Source organism: Amycolatopsis australiensis, from assembly GCF_900119165.1.
Taxonomy (GTDB): domain Bacteria; phylum Actinomycetota; class Actinomycetes; order Mycobacteriales; family Pseudonocardiaceae; genus Amycolatopsis; species Amycolatopsis australiensis.
In genome coordinates this window covers 22211-41486 of the sequence record NZ_FPJG01000002.1, presented here as the reverse complement: position 1 = coordinate 41486, position 19276 = coordinate 22211, and the positions used below count along the sequence as shown (strand labels likewise).

Annotated in this window: 21 protein-coding genes; 13 read left to right on the top strand and 8 right to left on the bottom strand. The window is 69.5% G+C overall.

The genetic code is table 11. The annotated features are described in order from the left end of the window. Positions 1–162 precede the first annotated feature (162 nt). Entirely contained in the window at positions 163–516 is a 354-nt protein-coding gene (locus BT341_RS00635) for a hypothetical protein (RefSeq protein ID WP_072474395.1), read from the bottom strand. Between the two features lie 425 nt (positions 517–941). Here BT341_RS00635 and BT341_RS00630 point away from each other — a divergent pair, with 425 nt between their 5' ends. The 4 genes from BT341_RS00630 (at position 942) to BT341_RS45100 (ending at position 2855) form a co-directional block, all read left to right on the top strand. Beyond that, complete coding sequence (locus BT341_RS00630; protein ID WP_143168429.1) at positions 942–1301, top strand: hypothetical protein; 360 nt, start codon at positions 942–944, stop codon at positions 1299–1301. 104 nt (positions 1302–1405) lie between these two features. Next, positions 1406–1786, top strand: a complete 381-nt coding sequence (locus tag BT341_RS00625) for a hypothetical protein (RefSeq protein ID WP_143168428.1) — start codon at positions 1406–1408, stop codon at positions 1784–1786. Between the two features lie 43 nt (positions 1787–1829). After that, entirely contained in the window at positions 1830–2624 is a 795-nt protein-coding gene (locus BT341_RS00620) for a hypothetical protein (protein WP_072474392.1), read from the top strand. Between the two features lie 60 nt (positions 2625–2684). Next, positions 2685–2855 carry a hypothetical protein gene (locus tag BT341_RS45100; protein ID WP_177328701.1) on the top strand — a complete coding sequence of 57 codons (171 nt, stop codon included), beginning with the start codon at positions 2685–2687 and terminating at the stop codon, positions 2853–2855. A 152-nt stretch (positions 2856–3007) separates the two neighbouring features. On the opposite strand, the gene BT341_RS00615 is transcribed toward BT341_RS45100, so the two are convergent. Beyond that, a complete protein-coding gene (locus BT341_RS00615) occupies positions 3008–3244 on the bottom strand; it encodes a hypothetical protein (protein ID WP_072474391.1) in 237 nt (78 codons plus the stop codon). Positions 3245–3414: 170 nt separating this feature from the next. Between BT341_RS00615 and ligD the strand changes: the two genes are divergently transcribed. From ligD to BT341_RS00580, 7 genes are all read left to right on the top strand, one after another. Then, positions 3415–4350, top strand: coding sequence for a non-homologous end-joining DNA ligase (ligD, locus tag BT341_RS00610; RefSeq protein WP_084742709.1), 936 nt, complete (start codon positions 3415–3417; stop codon positions 4348–4350). A gap of 171 nt (positions 4351–4521) precedes the next feature. Next, positions 4522–5091, top strand: a complete 570-nt coding sequence (locus BT341_RS00605; RefSeq protein WP_072474389.1) for a hypothetical protein — start codon at positions 4522–4524, stop codon at positions 5089–5091. 282 nt (positions 5092–5373) lie between these two features. Continuing rightward, positions 5374–5568, top strand: coding sequence for a hypothetical protein (locus tag BT341_RS00600; RefSeq protein ID WP_072474388.1), 195 nt, complete (start codon positions 5374–5376; stop codon positions 5566–5568). A 284-nt stretch (positions 5569–5852) separates the two neighbouring features. Beyond that, on the top strand, positions 5853–6413 hold the full coding sequence (locus BT341_RS00595; protein WP_143168427.1) for a hypothetical protein: 561 nt from the start codon (positions 5853–5855) through the stop codon (positions 6411–6413). A gap of 377 nt (positions 6414–6790) precedes the next feature. Next, positions 6791–8050: a ParA family protein gene (locus BT341_RS00590; protein ID WP_072474386.1), complete on the top strand. Its 1260-nt coding sequence runs from the start codon at positions 6791–6793 to the stop codon at positions 8048–8050. Continuing rightward, positions 8043–9248 carry a ParB/RepB/Spo0J family partition protein gene (locus BT341_RS00585; RefSeq protein ID WP_143168426.1) on the top strand — a complete coding sequence of 402 codons (1206 nt, stop codon included), beginning with the start codon at positions 8043–8045 and terminating at the stop codon, positions 9246–9248. Before BT341_RS00590 ends, BT341_RS00585 begins: the two co-directional genes overlap by 8 nt. A gap of 405 nt (positions 9249–9653) precedes the next feature. Beyond that, positions 9654–10145: a hypothetical protein gene (locus tag BT341_RS00580; protein WP_143168425.1), complete on the top strand. Its 492-nt coding sequence runs from the start codon at positions 9654–9656 to the stop codon at positions 10143–10145. A gap of 193 nt (positions 10146–10338) precedes the next feature. Here the strand turns inward: BT341_RS00580 and BT341_RS00575 are convergent, their stop codons facing one another. The 3 genes from BT341_RS00575 to BT341_RS00565 all read right to left on the bottom strand — a co-directional run bounded on the left by BT341_RS00575 (position 10339) and on the right by BT341_RS00565 (position 13221). Then, complete coding sequence (locus BT341_RS00575; RefSeq protein WP_072474383.1) at positions 10339–10851, bottom strand: Imm1 family immunity protein; 513 nt, start codon at positions 10849–10851, stop codon at positions 10339–10341. Then, complete coding sequence (locus BT341_RS00570; RefSeq protein WP_218177714.1) at positions 10848–11669, bottom strand: DddA-like double-stranded DNA deaminase toxin; 822 nt, start codon at positions 11667–11669, stop codon at positions 10848–10850. The genes BT341_RS00575 and BT341_RS00570 overlap by 4 nt, the downstream gene beginning before the upstream one ends. Before the next feature lie 319 nt (positions 11670–11988). Then, the gene (locus BT341_RS00565; protein WP_072474381.1) at positions 11989–13221 is read right to left on the bottom strand and encodes a hypothetical protein; all 1233 of its coding nucleotides are present in this window, start codon (positions 13219–13221) and stop codon (positions 11989–11991) included. A gap of 457 nt (positions 13222–13678) precedes the next feature. Here BT341_RS00565 and BT341_RS00560 point away from each other — a divergent pair, with 457 nt between their 5' ends. Continuing rightward, a complete protein-coding gene (locus BT341_RS00560) occupies positions 13679–14821 on the top strand; it encodes a hypothetical protein (RefSeq protein ID WP_072474380.1) in 1143 nt (380 codons plus the stop codon). Positions 14822–14918: 97 nt separating this feature from the next. Here the strand turns inward: BT341_RS00560 and BT341_RS00555 are convergent, their stop codons facing one another. Then, positions 14919–15359, bottom strand: coding sequence for a hypothetical protein (locus BT341_RS00555; protein ID WP_072474379.1), 441 nt, complete (start codon positions 15357–15359; stop codon positions 14919–14921). 57 nt (positions 15360–15416) lie between these two features. Next, entirely contained in the window at positions 15417–15770 is a 354-nt protein-coding gene (locus BT341_RS00550; RefSeq protein ID WP_072474378.1) for a hypothetical protein, read from the bottom strand. A gap of 399 nt (positions 15771–16169) precedes the next feature. Between BT341_RS00550 and BT341_RS00545 the strand changes: the two genes are divergently transcribed. Next, entirely contained in the window at positions 16170–17264 is a 1095-nt protein-coding gene (locus BT341_RS00545; RefSeq protein WP_072474377.1) for a tyrosine-type recombinase/integrase, read from the top strand. Between the two features lie 11 nt (positions 17265–17275). Here the strand turns inward: BT341_RS00545 and BT341_RS00540 are convergent, their stop codons facing one another. Next, on the bottom strand, positions 17276–19090 hold the full coding sequence (locus BT341_RS00540; protein WP_072474376.1) for a hypothetical protein: 1815 nt from the start codon (positions 19088–19090) through the stop codon (positions 17276–17278). Positions 19091–19276 lie beyond the last annotated feature (186 nt).

The following is a 19276-nucleotide window of genomic DNA, read 5'->3' as shown; positions in this document are numbered from 1 at the left end:
CCCGGCCGGGGCGGTGATCTGTGGTAGGTGAGCAGCCCCGGCCGGGGCGTTTCGTCGGTTAGTGGTACGTGCGTTTGCCGGTCACGTCGTATTCGGCCTGCCCGTGCGAGCAGTCGTCGGGGAGGTCGTCGGCGTTGTCGGCCTCCGGTGATTCCGGCTGCATCACCGGCCTGGCTGGATGTTGGCGAAGCTGCCCGCGACGCCCAGCGTGATCACGTAGGCGAGTTCGGCGGTCGTGCGCTGGGAGGTGCGCCGGGTGAGGTCGACGAGTGCCAGGTGGTACGGCTCGTTGCGGGCGGGGTAGTGGATCCGGTAGCCGTGTTCGCGCGGGGCGAGGGTGACCCCGCTCGCCCGGTGTTCGAGGTAGGCCGCGCCGGTGGCGGGGTACCGGCCGAGCACGAACCCGACCCCCTGCAGCAGCGAGCCGATCTCCTCGGCGTCGCGCTCGATGATCTGCAATTCGGCGGTGTCCGGCCGACTCGGCGCGGGGTATCCGCTCGGGTGTTCGATGACCATTTCTGGCCCCCTTTCCTGAGGTTTCCCTCCCCTTTTTCCTTACCCCTGAAGTTTACCAGATTTACGAGATTTACGAGACTTCTAGACAGTGGCATGGGTCACATTCGCAACCGGGCGGGCTTGCTTGCCACGAGGGGGTTTGGTGCTCTCTCCGATCGGCCTGCGGGCGGATCTACCCGGCGAGGGCGCGGGGTGCAACGCGCTTTTTCGTTGCACCCCGTGTCCTTGTCGGGTAGACCTCCTGGGGGCCGATCGGAGAGAGCACCAAACCCCAGCCACCTCGAAAACGGGACCGGTAAAGCTTTTCCCCTCTCTCCGGGAGTGCCTGCGGGGGTCCGGGGGCGGCGAAGCCCCCGTGGAACACCGGCGAAACAGAACCCCTCGCCACTGTGGCACCAATGTCGTTAATCTGGTAAATTTGAGCCGTGCGTACAACATCAACCTGGGTTTACAAGCACTGGGGCGAATTCAAGGAATCGGTGGAGGTTCAGGACGAGATCGTGGTCGTCTGGCAACGCGCACCGGGCGGCTTCAAACCGATCGCGGTCGCGATGTCGCCGGCCAGGTGGGAGACGACGGCACGGAAGCTGGGGATGGACCCTGAGGCGCTGACGGAGCTGCCAGGATCCGATTTCCGGCCCCAGCTTTCCACGGTATGGAAGGATGCTCAGCGGGGAATTCCGTCTGCGGCGATGTACTACGGCCGGCCTGCGCTGGTCATGGCGCCGATCGCCGTTCTCCCCGACGATCACGAGGACCTGCAGCCGGAGGCCAAGCCTGCATGACGTCGCCGTGGGGCTCCGATCGCGCGCCGGGTGATGCAGGCGGCATCGGCGGTTCGCCCGCGCCCGCCCCCGAGCGGGGTGAGGGGGAGAGGCCGGAGCGGACGGTGGCCAAGCCGGGCACGTTCCGGGCGTTGGTGGAGCAGCTCGGCAGGGACGTCGACCGGCACGGCGACCTGCCCGTGGTGCTGGAGCCGCTAGCGGGTGGCCCGCGGTGGCGGTTCACCCGCGCAGGACTTGCCGGCGCTGCGGGACAATCGAATGTCGTCGTGGTCCGCGGCGCCGAGCTGGTGTCGCCGGCGGAGGACGCGGTGAGCGTCGATGCGTGCGTGGAGCAGATGAACCGCGCGCGGGCAGTCGGCGATTTCGCCGGTGCGGCCGAGTGGGCGCAGCGACTGGTGGTGCTGCTGGCGAAGGCCGCCACGGTGAGCTCGGCTGGGGTCCGGCTCGGCGAGTCGGACGGCGGACGCGGCGCGGGGCCTGGATGATCTGACAACTCGACGGACGCTCTTCGAGGGAAACGGAGTTCCCGTGGCCACTTATCAGCGGCCGAAGTTCGAGGTCCTGCACGAAGGCGAGTTCGCCCGTCACGTACGCCCGTCCCGCGCGGACGACGAGCTGATCATCGACTTGGTGGAGGCGATCTTCGCTCCGCGGCCGCCGCTGGAGCCGTGCGACCTGGGGCTGGTGCGGCAGCTGGTCGACCGGGCTCCGCAACCGGAGAACATCGGTGTCGACGACTGGAACCGGCCGCTGCGGGCCGACGAGATCGCCGAGATCTGGGGCGCGCCGATGGAGGGCCCGGACACGCGCGAGCAGTGGCTGGCCCGCGCCGACGAAGTCGCGCGAGCTTGGGGCCGACCGCTGCTTGGCCCGGATGGGCTGCTCGCCGAGCTTGGCCGATCCGACGACGATGCCGACAGCGCGTTGGTGCTCCGCTTCGCGACGCTCGCAGTCGAGGATCCCCCGGCGGCGCACGAACAGCTGACTGACTGGATCGGGCGTGAGCCCTCACCCGTGGGCGAGGAGCGCCTTCGGCGGCTGGCTCACGTCGCGCCGCGGTTGCTGGCCGATGCGCTGGCGGAGGTGGAGGGTCTCGAGCCGATCGGAATGGTCGGGCCGGGCGCCCACGTCCCGCCGGCGACGGCCGAGCTGGCCGCCATGCTCGCGGTCGCGTGGCACATGGCTGGCGATCCGGCGGCCGCCGACGCACTGGTGGATGCCTTCGCCGTGCAGCACGATGGTGTGGCGGGCTTGGGAGCCATCGGGTTTGCTGCGCTTCACCTGCTGGCCTCGGAGCTGCGGGAGCGGCGCGAGGCTCGGTGAGATGGCGGCTCGCCGGGCCGAGCAGGTCCGCTCGATTCGTTGTGTGGAAAGGGTGATCGCGTGGGGCTTCGCGAGATGTGTCGGGAACGGGCCGAGTACTACACCCTCCGAGCGGCCGAGTTGACCGATCCGGACGACACCAGCCCGCAGGCGCAGGAGTGGCGCGAGAAAGCCGCCGCCATCCTCGAACGGCGTGCGGCGGCGGAGCCGGCCGTCGCCCAGGACGGCTGACCGACTCGCCATCTCGGGCGCGTTCTCGCAAACCCGGACCACAAACCGGCGCGGGCGGGCGTCAGCCGTGCACGGGCGTAATCCGGGATTACAGCCAGCCACGCGCGTTCGCTGTTGGGCGTGGGCTGCGGCATCCGCCGGTTCGAGGTGATTCATGCTGGATCACCTCGATCCGCGGTGCGATGCCTGCCGCTCAGCGGCCGTAGACGGCTTTGAACGCGTCGACGATGATGCCCGAACATCTCCGGGCTGCCGACGCCCAGCGCGAGCACGGCGAGCAGAAGCAGGCTGAGCGTCAGCAGCAGCCGCATCGGCGGCGTCTTCCGGATCACGGCCATGATGACGACCAGCGCTATCAAGCTGGCGACGATGACCACGAGCTGTTCCACGGGACCGACTGCCCGTCCGAGTTCGCCCGGTCGAGCTGGAAGCTGTGGCCTGGCTGCGCGGGAGTCCCTGACTGTCGCTTCTGGACGTCACTTTGCGCTGTTGGGCTGTTCGGGTGACGATTGCGGGTATGGCGGCCGGAGGCTCTGGGCGGCTGGCACCGGTTGCGCCGATGCTGGCCACGCTGGGCATGCCGCCGTCCGGGCCGGGGTGGTGGACGGAGTTCAAGTGGGACGGCGTCCGCGCGGTCGCCGCCGTGGCGGGTGGGCGGCTGGAGGTGTTCTCGCGTCGGCAGACGCCGATCACCTCGACGTACCCGGAATTGGCGGACCTGCCAGAGCTGCTGAACGGCCGCGACGCGGTGCTCGACGGCGAGATCGTGGCGCTCGAGGACGGCCGTCCGCGATTCGGATTGTTGCAGCGCCGGATGCATGTCCAGCGTCCGTCTCGGGCGCTGCTGGCTGCGGTGCCGGCGTTCCTGTACGTCTTCGACGTCCTGGCCCTCGACGGCGAATCGACGACCGCGCTGCCGTACCACCGGCGCCGGGATCTGCTCGACGACCTGAAGCTGGCGGAGGACCACGTGACGACGCCGCCGGCGTTCCCGGACGTCGACCCCGCGACCATGCTGGAGGTCGCCGCCGAGCACGGCCTGGAGGGCATCGTCGCGAAGCGGGCGGATGCGCCGTACCGGCCCGGCGAGCGGAGCTCGGCGTGGATCAAGGTGCCGCTGCGGCCGACGACCGAGGTCATCATCGGCGGGTGGTTGCCTGGCACCGGCCGCCGGGCCCGGACGTTCGGCGCCTTGCTCGTCGGCGCGCACGACGCGGACGGCCGGTTGGTGTGGCTGGGCAACGTGGGGACCGGCTTCACCGACGACATGCTGCAGCTGCTGCTGTCGCGGTTCGGTGGCTTGGAGCGCACGACCTCGCCGTTCGCCGCCGGGGTTCCACGGGAGTTTTCGCGGGTGGCGCGCTGGGTGGAGCCGGTCCTGGTGGCGGATGTGCAGTACGCCGAGGTCTCGACCGATGGGCGGCTCCGCAAGCCGGCGTACAAGGGACTGCGCCTCGACAAGCCGCCGGAGACGGTTGGTGTTCCTCGGGCCTGAGCGGTGACGCCGCGACGTCGCGCTGGCTGGCGGTGACGACCCGGTGATCCCGACCGTCAGTACGTGCACCGGACGCCGGTGCAGGGGGACCGTCCTGGGCGTTACGAAGCCTGCCCCCGAGGCCCGGTTTTCCGCGTGCCGTCGGGACTTTCCCATGATCGAATGCAGGGCATGCGGACGCTGCACCACCTGACCGAGCAGCTCGGTGACGAGGGCCTTGCGCGGTTGCGCGGGCTGCTGCTGGTTCGTCTGGTTCAAGCCGGGGGTGGCAGCGGCAACGACGGTTTGCTGCACCTGTTTCTGCTGCCGTCTGAGCCGTTGGGGACCCGGTTCGTGCTCTATGAGACCGCGCAGACCCACAACTTCAACAAGCCGCCGCGGAAGTCGATTGCTGCGGCCACGAAGGCGCTGCGGGCGGCGGGCGGCGATCCTCGTCATCTGCGCGGCGGTGACCGCCGTTGGGCCACGGTGGACCCGGAGGCGCGCGCGCTGTACCTCGGTAGCGGCTGGCGCTTCGCCAGTCCCAACCCGCGCGTGCTGACCACCACGATGGCCCGGCTCGTGGACACGACCGCCCTCTACGTGACCGTCGGCGTCGACGGGGAACCGCTGATCGCCCAGGTCAGCAAGCCCTACCTGCTTGGCGATGGAAGACAGCGGTCGGACACCGTCGCCGCCGTCGCCGCCGGCGAGGGGGGTCCCTTCGAGCTGATCGACACCCTCGTGCAGCTCCTGCGCTGACCGGCGGCACGACCGGCTGGCCGGTTTCCGCCGCGCTGTGCCGACGTCACCCATCTTCGGCAGGTGTCCGCGCTGGTCGACACCTGGCCCGCTCGACCCCTCGGGTAGGCGAACTTCGTCGCGGCCTGCGAACCCCGCACCCTGTTTCGGCTGTTCAGCATCTCCGTTTCGGCGTGCCGAAGAGTGCGCCGCTTGTGCTTCGTGCCGTCACTGGGTAGGAAGCGGAGCGGGCCCCGAAGGTCGTGCCCTCGCCTTGATCTTTGAAGGTGAGGAAGGTGTGCGATGCCGGAGTGGCTCATCGCGGTGGCGGCAGGCTACGTGTTGCTGCTGATCTCGTTCGTTGCCGTGGTCGCGGTGCTCGATCGCAACCACCGCCGCGGTGATCGCGCGGTCCGCGTGCTGCGGATGCTGCTGATCGGGGCTGCGCCGGGCGTCGCGGGTGCGCTGCTGAAGCTGCACCAGGTCGGCTTGCTGTGACCTCGGCCTCCGGGCGCCGAAACCCGGACCACAACCGCACGGCGGGGCTGCTGATCTGCGGGGTATCGGTGCTGCTGCCTGCGATAGCCTGGTTTCCTGGCTGCCGCACGTCGCTGCCTGCTTCCGAGCCGTCGCCCTCCCACGCAGGGCACGACGGTGACGAGGACAAGGGTCGATGCTCGCCGTCGGGCGGGCTGGGGACTCACGTGCACGTCAAGTACCCATTGGACTGTGGTCGATCGTGGCCGGTCGGATGGCGTGGGTTCCGGCCGTGAGAGGCGATCATGACCCAGAACGCAGGCAGCAAACGACGTCGGCGGGTGAAGGCTCGTGAGGGGAACGAGTTTTACGTCCGCGCGCAAAGCGGCCGGACCGGTTCTCGGCGGGACGTCGATGGCGCGTCCGCCGTGTCGGCGGAGCTGAGCCTCCTGCTGGACGAGGCGGAGCAGGCGTACCGCCAGGACGATGATCCGTACCTCAAGCAGGCCGGGTTCTCTGCGGCGTCCCGGCTGTACGAGCAGTTGGCCGGCGGGACCGATGACCCGACGTGGAAGCATGCGGCGCGGATGGCGGGGCTGATGTTCTCGGTGCTGGGCGCGCGAACCAGGTGGGCTCACGGGATTCCGACGATCACCCCTCGGGCCGAGGCGGAGTTGCTGGGCTTGGGAGCGTGCGAGGGTTGCGGACGTCCGTGGCAGGTGGACGATGCTGCGGAGTTGTGCGAGCAGTGCCCGCGGCTGAGGTTCGGGCCGACGCCGCAGTCCGCGGACGAGGCCGTACGGCTTGGTTCCGGCGAGCCGGTCTCGCTTCGGGAACTCGTTGTGCGAAACGACGCGGATCAGTAGTGCTGCGGCTGTCTCGGGGGCGTCGTCGCTGAACGCGTGATTCAGGCGGCATCGGCGAGGGCCTGCTGCCGCGACCGGAGTCGGGTGCTGGCCGTCCCCTTTGGACAGCACCCGACTCCGTAGAGGCTGACAAAGTCCTCTGGCTTCACGGTAGCGGCGGCAACTGCTCGTGATGCAGGCGGCATCAGCGGCGCGGAAACCCGGACCACAACCCTCCGGCGGCGTCGGGGGTGTAATCCGGGATTACACCGTCCGCGCCGGGATCCCGGGTCGAGCTGGCGTCGACGGCGGCCGCGACACGCGAGCCGGTCCTCGCGCATCAGCACCTCGCATGTTGGTACAGTACCAAGTACCTGAACTAGAGGGGGACCCGTTAGATGCGGGCATCTTCGCTCGTTGCTCAACTCGACGCTGACGGCGTCGAGCGATTCCGTGTCACCAAACCAGTCGACTTCACGCTGACCCAGGCCGCCTATGCCATGCACGCGGTGGTGGATCCGGACTTGGCGAAACTCGGCGCGCGCGCGAACGTGGGGAAGAGCCGGGTTCCGCTGGTTCTTCGCGCGATCGCGCGCGAGGGCTGGCCTCCCGGGTTTCGGGCGGCCCCGGACCGGGTCGCGTACTGGCGGCAGTGGTTGATCGAGCAAGGCGTATTCACCATCGAGACCCCAGACCAAGGAGTTGTTGCACCCATGACCGACGTGAACCTCTGGGTTCCCGATGGGGCGCTGTACCCGAAGGGCTACACCTTCGCCTCGCTGAACCAGAAGGGCGGCGTTGGCAAGACCGCGCTGACCGCCGGCACCGCCGGGGCGCTGGCCGCGCGTGGCCGCCGTGTCCTGCTGATCGACTTGGACCCGCAGGGGCACCTCACGACGGAGGCCCTGGGCAAGCTAGAGGTGGACGAAGGCGAGCCGGACATCGCGGCCGCGCTCAGCGGCGAGTACACCGGACCGCTGGAAGACCTGATCATCAGTCACTCCACGCACCCCAGCGGCGGCCTGATCGACATCGTGCCCACGACGCTGAACATGATGACGGTCGTGAAGAGCATGTACCGCAGCCGGATGCGGCTGCCGGAACTTCGGCTGCTGGAACTGCTCGATCAGCTGCCGGACGGCCGATACGACCACATCGGGCTCGACTGCCCCCCTGCTTTGGACGTGCTGACCGACAACGCTCTCGCCGCGGCGAAGGGCGTGCTCATTCCGGTAGAGCTTGCCCGGACGTCGTTGCGCGCTCTTCGCCTTCTTCTGTCCCAGATCGCGGTCATGGAAGAAGAGCTCCGGCTGGAGCGCCGCGACCTTCTCGGGCTGGTGCCGGGGTTGTTCCGGCGTCCGTTGTCCGGCTACGACCGCTACATCGGCGGGCAACTGGAGGCGTTCGGGACGAAGGGGTTGCCGATCCTGGCGCACCTGCCGGCGGCGGCGATCGTGAAGGAGGCCTGGATGGAAGGCCGCACGGTTCCCGACAAGGTGCCCAACAGCACGCACGCCGCGCAGCTGAACAGGATCGCGGTGCGGCTGGACGTCAAGGCCGGTTTGGCTCCCGCATCCGACTGGGACGCTCTGGAGCCGCTGCCGTCGTTGGGTCCGCTCGATGCACCGAGGAAGGAAGAGGCTGCGCCTCATGCCTAAGAACTTCGCAGCGATGGACGTCCACGCCAAGGAAGCCGATCCGCTGAAGGCGTTTCACCGGCGGTACGACGAGAGCCGGACGAGCCTGTTCGAGGTCTCGCTCAACGAGGCCTTCCCCAACCCGATCAACCCGCGTTACGCCAATGACCCCGAGGTGGTGGAGACCGCGGGGTCGCTGCGGGAGGTCGGGCAGCTTCAGCCGATCGTCGTGGTCACCCGTGACGCGTTCGTCGAGGCCTACCCCGAGCTGGACGGCGGCGAGGGCGGGGTACCGGTCGAGATCCGCCCAGAGCTGAACGACGGCAAGGTCGGGCGGCCGGTGAAGATCAAGTACGTGATCGTGATCGGCAATCGGCGGCACGCCGGCGCGGCGCTGAACAAGTGGCAGACGCTTGAAGCCGTCTTGGCGCCGTCGGTGGCGACGGCGGCAGAGATCGAAGACCGGATCCTGCACGAGAACATCCACCGGCAAGGGCTGCCGCCGCTCCTCGAGGCCGCCATGCTGCAGAACAAGATGAAGCGGGAAGGCCTGTCGCTACGGGACGTCGCGAAGAAGATCCACAAGACGCACGCCTACGTGGATTCGCGGATCGATCTGCTCAAGCTGATTCCGGAGTTCCAGGGGGTGCTGCAGCGCGAGTTCCCGCTTCCGGCGTCCGAGCGCACCTTGAAGCTGAAGCTCGCCCGCGCGATCGCGAAGCTGCCGCGTAACCGGCAGAAGGAAATCTGGGACGCGGGAGTGCCGTATCAGGTGGATCCTGTAATCCCGGATTACACCTCGGCTCCGAGCCCAGCGGCGGCCGGGCCGGCTGCCCCGGCACCGGCCGTGAGTCCGGATCGCCAGTCTCCGGCCGCTGCGGTAGCCCACCCCGATTCGTCGGAGGAGGCGGCTGCTGTAATCCCGGATTACAGCAGCGCGGCGGCGACGACGTCGGATGCAGATTCCGGCGGGGAGGCTCCTGCTGTAAGCCGGGATTACAGCAGGGGGGCAGAACAGGCTTCGGGCTCGGCGTCGGCTCCGCCGGCTCGTAGTTCGGTGCCGGAGCCGGATGGGACGTCGACGGCTGCGTCACCGTCGCAGCCATGGCCGTTGGTGGTCGAGGCCGAGGACGTCAGCAGCCTCGCGGTACTTCTCGTCGATCGCCTCTCGCCGGATGAACGAGTCGAGCTGGCTCACCTGCTCCAACCAAGTTCGTAAACTCCCGCTCACCCGGCTGCGGAGGCCCGCCTTCTTCGGAAGGCGGGCCTCCGTCGCTCTTTCCACCGACGCAGGTGCCACGTCGGCGGGCAACAGCAACTCCGCACGGATGCGGGTTTCTCAGGAGTCCGTCACGGCCGGCCTCGGCTCGCATTACGCCTTCCCCGTGATGCAGACTGAATCGTGCCCGCGTTGGAGGACCAGCTCCCGTCGATCACATCGGCCGGCCGCAACAGCTAGCAGGTACCTTCGGTATTGATCGACTCGGACGACCAGGCGCGCTGAACCTCTGGTCTGGGACCGCTCGTGGGAGCCGGTCCCGGGCCGGGCTCTGGCCGCGCATGGCGTCTACGGAGCGCGGGGGACGCAATGGCGTGGCAGGTATGGGCGGCGGTCGGAGTGGGCGTGGTTCTGATCGGGCTGGTCGCGGCGCAGAGGGCCGCTTCCCTCGGCCGCGGCGGGATGAGTTCGCGATCGTGGCTGCGGCCGCTGGTCGAGCGCGCCCAGCGCGGCGACGACACGGCTCCGTGGGACGGCGCGCTGACCGCACATCCCGAAGCTCTCTCCAACCTCGACGACGCACCTGTCCCAAACAGGATCGCGGCAGCAGCGGAGCTGCTGCGGTCCGAGGGCTACGTAGTGCGCTTCTCTGTCGAAGTGAACGAGAAAGACCAATTGGTGAACGTCCTGGGCATCGGCACAGCCGAGCCCCTGCCGAAGGCGGTTTTCGACAAAGTTGCTCCGCTTCTGACCACCGCGTCTGCCGTGCTGTGTGATCCCGCTCCGAAAAGGACGCTCCCGCCCGGCACTGCGAAGCCGTACGGCCGGATGCGCGCGGACGGCACGTTCTGGTCCTACGATCCGCACCGAGCCGAAGCCGCGGGCGCGCTCGAGTAACCCGGAGCGGGGCGGCAGCACCCCGACCGGGCGACGTCCCCGCGCCCGGCTTCACACCGCCGTGTCACCAACGACGCGTCACCGCTGACACAACAAAGGGCGCGGGAAGTGGACGCGGCGCGCGTCAGCGGACGAGTCGTTGTGGTCCGGGTTTGGTGAGAGCACCAGGCTCAGGGGCACAGCGCGGACCGGACTACGTGCCGCTCGCGGGGAGTGCGGCGCCCCACCCTTGGGAGATCGGGTCTACGTTCTCGGTTGGCGGGCGTCGCTGGTCGGGCACTTCGGCGGCGGGGATCCACTGGATGATCGTGGGGCGCTTGCCGGTGGCGACGAACTCGCCGAGAGCGGCGTAGACGTACTCCACCGGCAGTTCTTCGCCTTCGGTGCAGCCGACCGGCTCGCTGGCAAACCAGTACTCGATGACATCCCCGCGGAGCTGTGTGCCAGCGGGGACGAGCTTCTCGTTGGCTCCGTCGGCCCACCAGGTCAGCGTGCCCTTGTCACCGTGGAAGCCGACGTCGAGGCATGGGCCGTCGTCGACGGCCCGCGCCCACAGCGCCCAGCGTGTCGCGACCGGGGCGTGGGTGTCCCGCTCGTGGTGGGCGCCGGAGCGCAGCAGTGCGAGGTAGTCGGGCACCGCGCGCAGGACGGAAACGGTCGCGGTGTTGTCGCGGCGGACCTGGTCCAGGTCGAGAGCGAGGGTCACGGCTGAGGCCTTCCGTAGCGCGTCTTGTAAGGACGATTGTCCTGGTAGGTGCCATAGACCGTCAAACTACGTGCTCCGTGGCGGGGAAAGATCCGGTTGAGGAGCTTGTCGCAGGTGGCGGCGAACTCCTGCTGCCGCTCGACACCACAGGGGGTGTAGTTGATCGCCACCTCGACGTCGGTCAGGTCGTCGCGGCGGAGCACCAGCTCGGCGACCTTGATCTCCGCGTGGTACTTGAGGTACTCGGCTTGTTTCTCGGTGCAGCCGTGTTCGCGGAGCAGTCGTTCAGTCGCATCGGTCAGCGAGTCCGCTCCGGAGGTCACGGTGGGGAAGATGGTGCCGCCGGACCGGGCCACGGCGTGGGTGCGCTCGCTGGCTCCCGGGGTGACACGCGCTGGGAGCCGAGCAGCGAGGTCTGCTGCTTCGCGGGGATAGCTGTCGCCGTGGCTGTTCGTGAACGGCGTGCTGGTCGGCGGGCGCGCTTGCGGCTGGGCTGTTGACCCTGTTGGCGGTGGTTGGCCGGGCTCGCTCGGCGCGCCCTCGAGGTGCGCGGCGTAGCCGTCGAGACGTGACGCGGCCTGCTCCAGGCCGGCGAGCCGCTGTGCGAAGCTTTCGGGGCCGTCGAGCGCCTGGCCGAGATGGTTCATCGCTTCGGCGGGCTCGGGGGCGCCGGCACCGACCGTGGCGTTCCGCAGGGTGTCGCGGCACTCCGTGGTGAGTTGCTGTGCCTGCTCCATCGTGGCTCGCACTTTGCGGACCGCGGCTGCGGCGGCGCGGATCGCCGCGACGAGTTCGTCAACGGGCACGCGCGCGGCCACCTTGCGGATGCCAGCTCGACACGGGTGTCGGCGCGGTGATGCGCGCTGAATCGGGCCGGGGTGACGGCCGGTCGACCGAGGTGCGGCTGTCGGGTTCGTGAGGTCGTCGGTGAGGTTGCTCCCGCGTTCCCCGGGCCGGTGCCGTTGTTCTGGGCGCCAACGTCTGGATGTTCGGCACCGGGGGAGTTTCCCAGACGACGCGCCGCGGGTCGCTGCGGCGCGTCGTCTGGGCGGCGTCGAGATCAAATTCCGCCGTCGATCGGAATCGCATCGATCGAGGCGTCGGGGTCTCGCTCGGCGTGCCGCGCTGAATAGTTCGTTATACAGTAGCCGCGTGCCGGGTGGCCGAGTAGGTGTTCGCGCCGGTCGCGTGCATCCAGGTCAGCATCGCTTCCAGCTGTTCAGCCCGGTCGTAGACGCCGGGACGGACACGTGATCGTTGCCGTTGGAGGAACATCTCCTCGCCGAGCAGCTTTCGCAGTTCGACTGCGGTCTTGCCCTCGCATTCGCGGCGCAGGGACGGCGAGAATTGCGCGTCGGCATCGGAACGGGTGGTCACGGCGGCGCCGGTGAGCGCCCGCCGCATCTGCCACAGCGCCCGGCCGAGCTGGTTGACCCGGCCGCCGTCGCCGGTGGGCTTGGCCAGCAGGCCGGTGAGGGTGGCGGCCGCGGCGGTGAACCGCTCGCGGTCTACCCCTGTCAGCCGGCCGCGTTCGAGTCGGGCGGTCACCTCGTCGACGATCTGCTCCGCGACGTCGGGCAGCATCCCGGCGACTTCCTTGAGGCCGTCGAGCGCGGCCGCCAGGTCGGCCGGGGAGTCCCCGCGGCGGTTCATCCAGTCGCTCGCGTAGCGGTACAGACCTTCGTGGGCGGCCCAGACCGGAGCAGCGGGGGTGGCGGGGACGACGTCGCGTGCCCGGTGGACGTTGCGGCCTTCGGCGTAGGCCGAGAGCGTCCAGGTCGGCACGGCGCCGGGCAGGCTGTAGCGCGTCCGGTCCCACGGCGGATCGTCGACGGTTCCGCTGAGGGTTTCACCGAGTTGCGGCATTTTCCCGCCAGCGGCGCACCAGGTGATGCTGACGTCGTTGCGGGGACCGGGGTAGAGCTGCTGCCAGGCCACGCTCGTCGCGGGGTCGCTGTTGAGCCCCCGGTCGATCGGTTCGTCGATCGCGCCGGAAGCGTGCGCAGTCCGGTCGGCCCACATCTGCAGGTGCAGCGTCGTGACGATCGAGTCGTCGACGGCGGCCTGCATCGCCGGGAACGGTCCGGGCGGGGCGTCGCTGGCGGTCGACGACAGGATGAGGTTCTGCCCGATCGCGAGGCTGCGGACGGCCGAAAGGTGCAGCTGCGCGGCCCGGAGGTGCCGGGCCATCATCACCGCCGCCGGCGCGTCCACGGTGGCCGGTGGTTCCTCGTCCAGGGCTTCGATGTGGCGCCGTGCCGAGCGGGTGTCGGCCCTTCTCGCCGCGGTGTAGGAGCTGCTCGTGCGGCGATCGCGCGTGCCTCCGGCGAGCTCGCGGGCGGCGCGCTTGGCCGCCTTGTCGGTGGTCATGGTCGACTCCTCGGTTCCGGCCGGGGATGCCCACGCCTTCCCCGGCCTGAACGAGCAGGAGCGAAACGGGAAGACTTCAAATGACGCGTGAGTCCGAGACCCTTGTCCTCGTCATCGCGGGTCAGCGTGGGTGACCGAGCGATTCGGAGTCCGGCAGCGACGCGCGGCGGCCTTGCCGACCAGGATAGCGGTGGTGCCCGAGGTTTTCCGGAAGGCGCGACGGTGCTCGGCGGACAAGGGCATGGCGTGCCTCGCTGTTCGCCTCGCCGACGAGGAGACGCCCGCCCGTCCGCACCGTAACGGAGCGTCCGCACCGGCGGGGTGATGCGGGCTGGATCGGCGGCGTTGTGGTCCGGGTTTCGACGGACACTGTCTTCGGACGGATTTGTGCAGTTCAGGGTGGTTGGCAATCTGATTGCCGACCTGGGAGGCTGGCTGCATGAGCCGGAGTTCTGCGATGCATAAGCTGGCAAGGACGTTGTCGTCGAACACCGGCGTCGAGGTCACCGCCACCTACGATGACTTCGGCAGCGGGCTCGGCTGGCACTTGGAATGGATTGACGGCCCCGCTGTGGACACGATGCGGAAGGCCGCGCGGTCCGCCGCTCGCGCCGGCTCGGTGGTGGACGTCGCAGGCCTGCGCTACCGCCGTGACCGGACCGACCTGGCGGTGGTGGCGGCGTTCCTCAGCAAGGTGGTTGCCGAGCCGGTCTTGTTGATCAACCCGCCGTTCGAGGTGTTGCACGCGTACGACCAGACCGATTTCCCAGGTTCGATCCCGCCGGAGGTGTGGGAGCTGGCGCGCTTCGCGATCGTGCACTCGGGCGTCGCGGACTACTCGGCTGATCCTGCGCGAGACGTCATCGACCACGTGATCCGGACAGGCCTCAACGGGCTTCGGCTGGACCTGGCCCTCGACACCCGGCAGCCCGGTGAGCAGTCAAAGCTGCCGGCCCTGGACGTCGCCGGCGTCCTCGACTCGTTGGAGAAGGGGGTCACCCACTCCTTGAGCATGGCGGTCGACGAGCTCGTGAGCGGCAGTGCGCACCGCGATGATCCGATCGTCCGGCTGCACGGGATCGAGGCTCTCCGGAACGAGCTGACGAAAATGGCCGACCGGCTGCAGCGGACGGTTGCTGTGCCTGCTCTGGTCGACGGCTTCTCGCTGTCGTCGATGAGCAGGACGATCGGGTTGTCCAACCGCGCGCTGGGCATGCGGTTCGGTCCGGAGCTTGGCGGGCTCGTCGCGCCACTGGCCTGGTTGCGGGATCACGTCACGGAGTGGGCGGCCGCGTGCGCCGCCGCGGCCGCCGCGGTGCGGGCGGGGAGCTCGTTCGCGCTGCCGGGCCCGCATGAGCTGTGGCTCCTCGAGCAGGGCGGCGCGGGGGAGGGGTGGCGGTCGTTGGTCGGCACGCCAGAGGCTGCTCGCCGTTTGCTGGCCGAGACGCGGAAGTCGCCACCGCGCGGGAGCGAGGGCGCCCTCGCGGAACTTGCTCGGCTTCTTGACGATCATGATCGGGCCGAGCCTCCCGGCCGGCGGGAGGGGCGCGCCCGTCAGCCGATCACGAGCGCTCCGATCAGGATGGAGTCGGCCGACTAGCCGGGCCTCGGCGACAGGGTCCCGATCCAGCCCGAATCGCTTGTGACCGGCGGCAATGCGATCGCTATCCGGGTGCCGCGGGACGCAGGCTCGGCGGTCACCGGCCGCCGTCGCGCGGAGGCTCTGTGGAGCCGGACCGGACCAGTGCGTCGATGACCGCCGAGCCTGCGTCCCAGGTCTGTCGCGCCTGTTTCAGCAGTTCACCGCTGCTGGTCAAGCGGGCGCCGAGAAGCTGTTGCATCTCCGCGATTGCCGCGTCGGAGATCCGCGTGAACTCCTGGTACGCATCGTCTGCGCACTGCCGGGCCGCGGCGATCTTCTCGGCGCTGCCGTCCTTGCGCGCCTTGGTCAGCTGGCCTTTGGCCGTCGTCCACCGGCGCCGGGCCGCAGCCTGCTGCGCCACCAGATCGGCCTGTCGGACGGTGGCCACGGTGTGCTCGGCCGCGTTCACGACGAACGTGGCGTTGAGCTGGCTCCGCTCGGCGGCGTGCACGGTGATCAGCGCGTCGACCGCCGAGATGCCGGTGGGTTCGGTCACCAGGGCGCTCCTTCTGCTCCGCTGTGGTGCGGTGCCGGTGCGGCACCTGCTCCGGGATCAGGTGTCAAAGCTAGCTCGTTCCCGGGCGCAGCTGCGCTCGAATTCGATCTCTTCCAGGAACGTTCCGTGTTCCGCGCCGTCGTACCGGCCGGTCGCAGCGTACGCGTCGAGGAGGTCCTGCGCTTCGCGTTCGGTCATGCGGTTCGCGGTGTCGCGGCGGCCGGCTGCCCGCACTGCTGCGTCCGTCGGCCGGTCGGCCGGGTTGGCGTAGTGCATCCCCGTTTCGTGACCGCGGAGGTAGACGCCGGCCGCGTCGTAGTAGCGGGTGATGGCGGCGACGTTCTGGTTGACGTCGCGGCAGATTCGGCGGGCCGCTGTGCTGATCGGACTGTCGGCGGTGGGGGACGGCATCTGGGTTCCTCCGTGGGCGAGCTGCGGTGCCGGAGCGTTGTTCGTCCGGGCGTCAGCCCCGCGGCCGCGGGGATCACTAGCTGTTCGATTCTATCCGGGCGAGGTGGCGCCCGGCCGAGCGGATGCAGGCTGAATCACGGCGCTGCTGGCTGTCGGAGCCCGCCAGCCAATTCGTCACCGTGACAAAATAGGCCTGTGTGATCGGACGTTGAACCACGGGCGTCGAAGCGACCCAGTTGTACTGATAACGACCATTGACGGTACATCGAAGACCGCCTGGCGGCAGCCGCACCGAGAGGCGGGGGATGCGCCGGAATGTCGGTGGCGGGTGGTAGATGTTGCTCACTGATCAGTGAGCGATGCCGCCGGCGTCGCCGGGACCGAGGGCGGTCGGTTCGGATGGTGGAGGCAACGGGCTCGTTGGTGCGCGCCGACGCGGGGCCGACGTGGGACGACCTCGGCGATCAGCTGGTCGCCGAGACCGAGGAGTGGCTGGAGCGGCTGAGTGCGAAGTCGTGGGCGACCGCCCGCGGCTACGCTCGGGACCTCGGGTACCGGATTCCGGTGGCCCACCCGGAGAAGGGTCCGGCGCGCTCGCCGCTGCTGGGCGGCCTGAACTGGTGGGCGTGGCTTCGCACTCGCGGTCTGAATCCGTTGGCAGTCCCCGAAATCGAGGTGATCCGGTGGCTGGCCGCGCTCGACGATGCGGGCTACGCCACGGCGACGCGGGCGCGCGCGCTGTGCTCGGTTCGGTCCTGGCATCAGTTCCTTGTGGACAAGGGGCTGATCGAGAAGTCGCCTGCTGCCGGGGTTTCCGCTGGTGCACAAGGCATTCGGCCGCCGGAGGACTCGCCGACCATCTCGCTGACCTCGGCGCAGGCCGTGGCGATGATCGAGGCGGCCGACCGGCTGCAGGGCCCGATGCGGCTGCGTCACGCGGCCACGGTGGCGTTGTTGCTGATCACCGGCGTGCGGATCGGGGAGCTGTGCGGGCTGGCCGTCCAGGATCTCGTCAACCGCCAGGGCACTCAGAAGCTCCGGGTGAAGGGGAAGGGCGGCAAGTACCGGCCGCTGGAGCTGGCGGACATTGCGTGGGAACGCCTGTCGGCGTACCTGGATAGCCGCCCGGACCTCAAGGTCGTTGTCCGGCGCGGTCAGGCCGGCGGACGCACTCGGATTCCGCTGTTGATGACCAGGACCGGCAAGCCGATCACGTCGCACGAGGTGTTTCGGCTGCTCCGGCGGGTAGCTGCGCTCGCGGGGCTGCCGGACGAGGTGGTCGAGCGGATGACGCCGCACGTCACCCGGCACACGACGGCCCAGCTGGCGTTGCAGTCCGGAGCCAACATCGAGGAGATCCGCCTGCTGCTCGGCCACGCGTCGATCCGGACCACTCAGCGGTACCTGCACGCCTCGGGGGAGCAGGTACCGCTCGGCGTCGGCGAGGTCCTCGCGGCGCAGCGTGCAGCGGACGCTACCGCCTCGGCCGCGTGATGCGGGCCGCATCATGCGGCCCGGTCGAACAACGGTGGTTGGGCCGGATCATGTGGCAGGGCAACGGGTCCATCCAGCCATGTTCGTTCGCGCATTCCCAAGTGGACGGTCAGTGGAGCAGTTGTCAGCGCCAAGACGTCGGCGGGCTGATCTTGACCTGTTCGTGCGCGAGCTGCGGCTTGCGCGAGGCCGTCGCGGTGGTTGAGCCAGTCGAACCATCGCTTCCTCTCGTACGGCTCTAGTCGGCCGAGGAAAGCCTTACGCTGCTTACGTTTCTGCTCCTGGACGTCTTCAGGTAGCGCATCCCACCGGGCACGTTGGGCCCAGAGACTCCGAGCCGTTTTGGCTGCTGGGTGCTGGCTGGTGGCCCAGCGTTCTCCAGTTTGGCGGGTGGCTTCTTCGAGGGTGCAGCGAAGTTGCCAGCGGGTGCGTTCACGGACGTGGTGCAGGCGCATCCGCTGGGGGTTGGCGTGGCCGTAGGAGCGGGGGGTGGGGGTGTACCACCTAGTGGTCTTGTTTTGCGGAAGTGCCTGTTCAGCGCGGGAACCGAGGATGTAGCGGTGGCAGTCGTCGGCTCCGCCGCTGTACTTCTCGGCAACGGCGATGATGCCGTGTTCGGTGAGGTCGGCTTTGACCTGCACTGTGACGCCTTTGGACACACAGGCCTGTTCGGCGAGGGTGCGGACGTCGATGCTGCCGTCCCGGGTGACCAGGGCGACGGCGAGGGCGTCGATGACGGCGCGGATGCTCTTCTGCCTCTGCGGGCGGAACCTGGCGATGAGGTCGGACGCTGCGTCGTGCATCGCTTTGCGGGTGCGTTCGAGGACGGCGGCCTGCTCGGCGGGATCCGCGGCCGGGGCGTGCGGGGGCTCGTCGGCGCGGTCGCTGAGGCGGCGAACGCGACGCTGCGCCGGGTCGGCGGCACGCTCGACGGCGGGAAGCCAGTAGCGCTCGCGCCAGGCTTGGCGGCCGAGGGAACGCGCTCGGGCGACGCTTGCCTCGCGGGCGAGGTCCCACGCGGCATCCTCGTCGAGGCCGCGTTCGGCCGCGACCTCGGTGACGGCACGGAACCACATGAACCGGCGGAAGTCGGCTTGGCCGCGCTCGACGACCTGGCACTCGCCGAGGAGGGCCCACGTCTGGGTGAAGTTGAGGCCGCGCCGGATTGCTGCACAGGTGCGGCCGTACTCGCGTTCGGATGCGGTCTGCTGGCCCGGCTTGCTCGGCCCGGACGCCGGACGATGGGTGGGGCGTTTAGGGGTCCTGGCGGGGCCGGTGGACGCCGTGGGGGCGTCGGCGGGGGTCAGGGTGCCTTCGAGGACCGGAGCGGGGTGGCCGTGGCGGTGCGGCGCGGTGAGCAGGCGCAGGGTGCGCGGGACGCGCAGTGTGGCGGCGACGCCGTGGTGCTCGGCGACGTCGGCGACGTAGGCGGCGAAGGCGTCGAGCAGCGCAGCGGGTACGTGGGCGATAACGTGGTGGCCGCCGGGGCGGCCGGAGGCTCGGCGGAGGAAGGGCAGGCCGTGGCCGGTGAGCCAGTCGCGCAGGTTCTCCGACGCGGCGGTGCCCGCTTCGGCGGGTGCGCCGGTGTCGGCGGCGTCGATGTCGACGACTTCGATGCCGGCTCGCGCGGTGCCGACGATCGAGACGGCGGCGGGGTGCTGCTGCAGCGCGACACGCGCGGCGTCGGCGGTTGCGGTCGTCACGACCTTGTTGTTGTCGCGGTCGATGACGATGTAGGGCGCATCGAATAACGCCTGGTCAAGGGCGTGTAGTTGCTCGGCGTTTGGCGCACTCGCGCCGAGCGGGGCCCGGGTGTGTTGCGACACGCGGGCGGGTTTTTCGTCAGACGTGTGGCCTGATCGAGGGTGTGCGCTACCCTGGGGGCAGCGTTCCACCGCTGGTCCTCCTGTGACGGGTAGTCGGTGGGGCGCGCGGGAGATCGTTTGCTGCCAGGCTTGGGTCTCCCCAGACTTCCGAGGGCCCGCCCGCTACGGCGGGCCCTCGGGCTATCC

Bases quoted from the DNA above. Each gene is read 5' to 3' on its own strand.
- BT341_RS00635 (WP_072474395.1), bottom strand. From the start codon at position 516: ATGGTCATCGAACACCCGAGCGGATACCCCGCGCCGAGTCGGCCGGAC.
- ligD (WP_084742709.1), top strand. From the start codon at position 3,415: ATGCTGGCCACGCTGGGCATGCCGCCGTCCGGGCCGGGGTGGTGGACG.
- BT341_RS00605 (WP_072474389.1), top strand. From the start codon at position 4,522: ATGCGGACGCTGCACCACCTGACCGAGCAGCTCGGTGACGAGGGCCTT.
- BT341_RS00600 (WP_072474388.1), top strand. From the start codon at position 5,374: ATGCCGGAGTGGCTCATCGCGGTGGCGGCAGGCTACGTGTTGCTGCTG.
- BT341_RS00595 (WP_143168427.1), top strand. From the start codon at position 5,853: ATGACCCAGAACGCAGGCAGCAAACGACGTCGGCGGGTGAAGGCTCGT.
- BT341_RS00590 (WP_072474386.1), top strand. From the start codon at position 6,791: ATGCGGGCATCTTCGCTCGTTGCTCAACTCGACGCTGACGGCGTCGAG.
- BT341_RS00585 (WP_143168426.1), top strand. From the start codon at position 8,043: ATGCCTAAGAACTTCGCAGCGATGGACGTCCACGCCAAGGAAGCCGAT.
- BT341_RS00565 (WP_072474381.1), bottom strand. From the start codon at position 13,221: ATGACCACCGACAAGGCGGCCAAGCGCGCCGCCCGCGAGCTCGCCGGA.
- BT341_RS00560 (WP_072474380.1), top strand. From the start codon at position 13,679: ATGCATAAGCTGGCAAGGACGTTGTCGTCGAACACCGGCGTCGAGGTC.
- BT341_RS00550 (WP_072474378.1), bottom strand. From the start codon at position 15,770: ATGCCGTCCCCCACCGCCGACAGTCCGATCAGCACAGCGGCCCGCCGA.
- BT341_RS00545 (WP_072474377.1), top strand. From the start codon at position 16,170: ATGGTGGAGGCAACGGGCTCGTTGGTGCGCGCCGACGCGGGGCCGACG.